Source organism: Mycobacterium sp. 1245852.3, from assembly GCF_001669335.1.
GTDB classification, from domain to species: Bacteria; Actinomycetota; Actinomycetes; order Mycobacteriales; family Mycobacteriaceae; genus Mycobacterium; species Mycobacterium europaeum_A.
This window is the reverse complement of the sequence record NZ_LZLL01000223.1, coordinates 1-4900: the sequence shown is the minus strand read 5'-3', so window position 1 is coordinate 4900 and position 4900 is coordinate 1. Positions and strand designations below refer to the sequence as shown.

The 4900-nt window shown below is 66.8% G+C and carries 6 protein-coding genes; 1 reads left to right on the top strand and 5 read right to left on the bottom strand.

The annotated features are described in order from the left end of the window. The 4 genes from A9W96_RS09985 to A9W96_RS09970 form a co-directional block, all read right to left on the bottom strand. Positions 1-552: NAD(P)/FAD-dependent oxidoreductase (locus A9W96_RS09985; protein WP_156765186.1), on the bottom strand; the 552-nt coding region annotated here is incomplete at its 3' end. Then, positions 549-2348: an NAD(P)/FAD-dependent oxidoreductase gene (locus tag A9W96_RS09980; protein ID WP_067139387.1), complete on the bottom strand. Its 1800-nt coding sequence runs from the start codon at positions 2346-2348 to the stop codon at positions 549-551. The genes A9W96_RS09980 and A9W96_RS09985, both read right to left, overlap by 4 nt. 158 nt (positions 2349-2506) lie before the next feature. After that, positions 2507-3001: a DUF417 family protein gene (locus A9W96_RS09975; RefSeq protein ID WP_066869971.1), complete on the bottom strand. Its 495-nt coding sequence runs from the start codon at positions 2999-3001 to the stop codon at positions 2507-2509. Between the two features lie 67 nt (positions 3002-3068). After that, on the bottom strand, positions 3069-3683 hold the full coding sequence (locus tag A9W96_RS09970; protein ID WP_066869968.1) for a TetR/AcrR family transcriptional regulator: 615 nt from the start codon (positions 3681-3683) through the stop codon (positions 3069-3071). Positions 3684-3843: 160 nt separating this feature from the next. Here A9W96_RS09970 and A9W96_RS09965 point away from each other — a divergent pair, with 160 nt between their 5' ends. After that, positions 3844-4404 carry a pyridoxamine 5'-phosphate oxidase family protein gene (locus A9W96_RS09965; RefSeq protein WP_066869964.1) on the top strand — a complete coding sequence of 187 codons (561 nt, stop codon included), beginning with the start codon at positions 3844-3846 and terminating at the stop codon, positions 4402-4404. On the opposite strand, the gene A9W96_RS09960 is transcribed toward A9W96_RS09965, so the two are convergent. Beyond that, positions 4405-4875: an SRPBCC family protein gene (locus A9W96_RS09960; protein WP_066877125.1), complete on the bottom strand. Its 471-nt coding sequence runs from the start codon at positions 4873-4875 to the stop codon at positions 4405-4407. Between the last annotated feature and the right edge of the window lie 25 nt (positions 4876-4900).

Genomic DNA, 4900 nt, shown 5'->3' with positions numbered 1-4900 from the left:
CTGCGCGGTGTGCAGCACCGGGCCGGTGAAGTCGCCCAGGCCGTCGATGTCAGGGCGGTTGGCAGAACCGAACAACCCAATCGCGCACACGACGACGTCGGCGGTCAGTGTGGTCGAGCGCCCGCCGCGCTCCAGCCGGCAATCCCACCCGCCGGTGTGCGGGTGCCAGTGCAGGGAGCGCACCGTGGTGTCGAGCATGAGCTGGCGGCGCAGGTCGAAATCGTCGGCCACCGATTCGAGGTAGGCCAGTATCTCGGGCTGGCGCGCGTAGGTGCGGCTCCAGGACGCGTTGGGGGCGAAGGAGAACGAGTACAGGTGGCTTTGGATGTCGCAGGCGGCCCCGGGATAGGTGTTGCGTCGCCAGGTGCCGCCGACGCCGTCGGCCGCCTCGACGATCACCAGGTCATCGATGCCCGCGCGGCGCAGCGCGACGGCGGCGCCCAGGCCGCCGAAGCCCGCTCCGATGATCACCACCTTCGGTCCACGGCGGCGCCGGGTCGCCGCGCGCAGTCGCCCAATAGCGTAGAGGGAGCGCGCTTTTCGGCTCGTCACGGCCGGTCCCCCGCGCGGCGGGTCAGCATTCCGTCCAGGCCACCGTCGGCGCGCCACCGCTGCAGGATGTCGGCGTACTCGGTGGGTCCGCCGAAGAAGAAGCTGCCCTGCCGAGTCTTGGCGTCGGCCTTGCCCTCCCGGTTGTAGTAGCCGGGCGTGCACACCTTGGCCCGCTCGGCACTGGCGACCGACCGGGACACCACGGTGTCGACCCAGGCGGCCTCGGCGGATGGCGCGGCCTCGATTTCGGTGATCCCCTCGGCGAGCGCGGTGGCAATGATCCACGCGACGTGGCCGGCCTGCACGTCGAGCAGGTACGGGAAGTTCACCGTCAGACCGGCCTGGGCGATGCTTTCGATGAAGCAGTTCGGGAAGCCGGTCGTGCACAGGCCCTGGAAGGTCCGCACGCCGTCGGCCCAGTGCTCGGTCAGTGTCACGCCGTCACGGCCGATCAGCTCGAACCCGGTGCGGCGGCAATAGTCGGTGCCGACCTCGAAACCCGTTGCGAAGATAAGACAGTCGAGTTCGTAGGCGACACCGTCGACCACCACGCCGGTCTCGGTGATGCGCTGCACGCCGCGACCCCGGGTGTCCACCAGGGTGACGTTGTCCCGGTTGAAGGTCTGCAGATACTCATCGTGAAAGCAGGGCCTTTTGCAGAAGTAGCCGTACCACGGTTTGAGCGCTTCGGCGGTCGCAGGATCGGTCACGATCGCATCGACGCGCGCCCGGATCTCGTCCATCTTGGCGAAGTCGGCCAGCTCGATGTCGCGGCCGCGTTGTCCGGGATCGGCGAGGCCGTCCCCGTCGTGACGCATGACGGGCAGCTTACGGGTGATGCTCGTCCAGGCATCGGCGACCATATCCTGGTCGGCTTGTCCTCCGGCGGTGAGGATTTGGAAGTTCTGTATCCGCTCGTGCTGCCAGCCGGGCCGTAATGCGTTGGCCCACTGGGGATCGGTCGCGCGATTGGCGCGGACATCTACCGAGGACGGGGTGCGCTGAAAGACGTAGAGCCGGCGGGCGGCCGCGCCGAGGTGCGGTATGCACTGGATCGCGGTGGCGCCGGTTCCGATGATGCCGACGCGCTTGTCGGCCAGATGCTGCAGTCGGTCCCCGGTGTAGGCATAGTCCCATCGACTGGTGTGGAACGCATGACCGCCGAAGGCGCCCAGTCCTTCGATGCCCGGCAACTTGGGCTTGGCCTGATACCCGTTGGCCATGGAGACGAACCTGGCCCGCATCTCGTCGCCGCGGTCGGTGCGGATGATCCAGCGCGCTCGTGCTGCGTCCCAACGGATTTCCCGCACGTCGGTACGTAGGCAGGCGTCGCGGTAAAGGTCGTAGTGTTCGGCGATGCGGCGGCAATGGGCGAAGATCTCGGGGCCCTTGGCGTATTTTTCGGTCGGCGTGTAGCCGAGCTCCTCGAGCAGCGGCATGTACACGTATGACTCGACGTCGCAAGCGATTCCGGGATAGCGGTTCCAGTACCAGGTGCCGCCCACGTCGGCCGCCCTGTCGATGAGCCGCACGCTTTCGACGCCGAGCTGGCGTAGCCGAACGCCGGTCAACAGCCCGCCGAATCCCGCGCCGATGATGGCGACGTCGACCTCGTCGGCGAGCGGTTCACGGACGAAGTCGTCGTTCACCCAGGGGTCTTCGGCAAATCGGGCGAACGGGCCAGCCATCTCGACGTACTGCGCGATGCCATCCGCGCGTAACCGGCGCGCACGCTCTTCGGCGTACTTGCGCCGCAGCGCGTCGACGTCTAGCGCCTGGCGAACGGTTTCGGTCACGGCCTGGGGTTCCTCTCCGTGGCCTCGACCCTATAATCGATCGCTTCGTCATATCAAGGGCGCGCCGCGGCAACCGGCCGACGGGCCCTGGCCTTAAGGCGTTGCGCGACACAATGACTGGGGCGGCTCCAGCCGCCGACGAGCGGGCAGCCGCGGTGCTACCGAGGGCCGCGCTCCTTGCCCGCGGCGATTGCCGCCGCCAGTGAGTCGCCCAGCGTCCACAGCGCCACCCCGATCAAGACCAGATCCTTGAGCAGAAACTGGCCGGGCAGCGCCGAGAGCACCGGAACGCCGTGGGCGTACGTCATGACCACGCCCGGCGTGGTGAAGAGGAAACTCAACGTGCCCAAGAACAGCACCACCGCCAGGGCGCTGCCGGCAGCCGAAACCCGCGGCCATAGCGGTTGCACCGCAATGAGCAGGGCGGCAACGATTTCCATCGTGCCGAGGGCATACGCGACGAAGGTGACGCTGAATACGTCATAGACCCAGCTCATCAGCGGGCTGTGCTGAATCAGCACCCGGGCCTCCATCTTCACGTACTTGCCGAAGCCGATCCACACCAATACAAGCACCAGGCCGTACCGGCTGACGAGTTGGCCCCACCGGGTCAATGCCGGCGCCGCGGCCGGCGCGAAGGTTTGGTCGATCATCGGGCGAAGTCCTTTCGGCTCAATGCGAGGGCGTTCCCCCGACACACGGTTCAGGGCACGGTTGCGTTCACTTCGGCAACCGCTCGAGCCCGGCGACGATGAGCCGCAACCCGAACGCAAACTCGTCGGCCAAGGGGACGGGCAGGTCGTCGGCGACGGTCACCGTCGCGGGAAAGCGGGACGGATCGAGCCGGTGAAACGCCGCCGAGAGTTCGGCGTCCCGCTGAGCACCGTCGGCCGTCGCGCCCGCAAGTTGTAGCGCAAAGCCCAGGACATAGCGCGCCAGCGTCGCATACGCGTGGGCGGCGACCGCCGGTGAAAAACCGTTGCCGAGGAGAACGGCCAGGCACCGCTCGCGATTTGCCAACGCGTTCGGCCCGATCGGGGTGTACTCGACCAACAGGGGCGCGATATTGCCATGCCGGCTCAGCGCATCAAACATGTGCTGCGCGAACGAGATACACGCCTGCTGCCACGGCATCGCGGCGAGCTCGTCCGGGGCGAAATCGACCTCGCCGAGAATTTGGTCGATCACCAGTGACACCAATTCGGACCGGTTGGAGAAGTGGCGGTACAACGTGGCGGTGCCCGATTCCAGGCGCTGCGACAGCGACCGCATCGACAACGCCTCGGGACCCTGCTCGTCGACGAGCTCGACGGCGGCGCCCAGGATGCGCTCCATCGGTAGCGCCGGGCGACCGCGAGAACGGCGTGGCCGGTCGGTGTCGTCCACATCACGCAAGGTGGCTCTCCTGACCCTTGACAGCCCGACGTATTACGGAGACACTGTATCCATAATTACGCCCATGATTCAAGCGCCTTGACAGCAAGGAATACTCGCGATTCTCCTCCCCCTGGCGGCAGAACCCTTCACCGCGCCCACCGACCGTGACATGCTGCCCTCCGAGCGACGCGAGTTCGTCCGCACGCATCGCACCTGTGTCTTCGGCTACCGTCGTCGCAACGACGGCCCGGGCATGTCGATCGTGTACTACATCCCCACCGATACCGACGAATTGCTCGTCTCCACCATGGCCGGTCGCGGAAAGGCCCGCATCGTCGAACGTGACGGCAAGGTCAGCCTGTGCGTGCTCGACGAGCGGTGGCCCTTCGCCTATTTGCAGGTCTATGCCGACGCGACCCTCGACCAGGACCGGGATCTGGCGGTCGACGTGATGATGGCGGTCGGCGGTCGGATGTCGGGTCAACCACTGGGCGACGAGGCGCGTCCGCACATCCGGGAGATGTGTGAACGCGAGAATCGGGTGGTCATTCGCTGCCGGCCGTACTCCACCTTTGCGACGCCGCCGCGGCATCTGCGCCGCAACGACCAGGCCAAGGAACTCAGCCACTGGGTGTCGGGTGTGATGCCCTGGGACGCAGCCGATCCGGCGGCCCGCTGATCACCCGGCGTAACGGTCACGCAGTTTGCTCAGCGTCGCTTCGATGCCCGAGGCGTTCGCCTTGGCGAAACCCATCCGCTCGTAGTACTTCAGCTTGTTCTTGAGCGCACCGGCGTCGCGGTAGTCGAAGGTCTCGGTGACCGTGGTCTGGGTCGGCGACACCGCCTCGAACTCCCACCGCCAGCGGTGACCCAGCGGATGGCGCCATTCGACCAGTTCGTTCGGCATCAACGCGGTGATCGTGCTGGTGATGCGGTAGGGAATGCCGAACATCTTCATGCGCGTCGAAAACTTCGAGCCCGCAACGAGTTGCGGTGGCACGGTGATGTTGTCGCGGACGGTGCCCGATCCGTCCAGGTCGTGGTGCCGGCGGGGATCGGCGACCAAGGCGTACAGTTCCGCGGCCGGGGCGGCAACGTCGACCCTGCGGCTCACCTGGCGGGGACCCCGGTCGACGACAGTGACGGTCATGATGTCTCCTTCCGCTACCCGGCAG

Excerpts from the sequence above, each read along its gene's own strand:
- A9W96_RS09970 (WP_066869968.1), bottom strand. The coding sequence starts at position 3,683 with ATGGAGCGCATCCTGGGCGCCGCCGTCGAGCTCGTCGACGAGCAGGGT.
- A9W96_RS09975 (WP_066869971.1), bottom strand. The coding sequence starts at position 3,001 with ATGATCGACCAAACCTTCGCGCCGGCCGCGGCGCCGGCATTGACCCGG.
- A9W96_RS09960 (WP_066877125.1), bottom strand. The coding sequence starts at position 4,875 with ATGACCGTCACTGTCGTCGACCGGGGTCCCCGCCAGGTGAGCCGCAGG.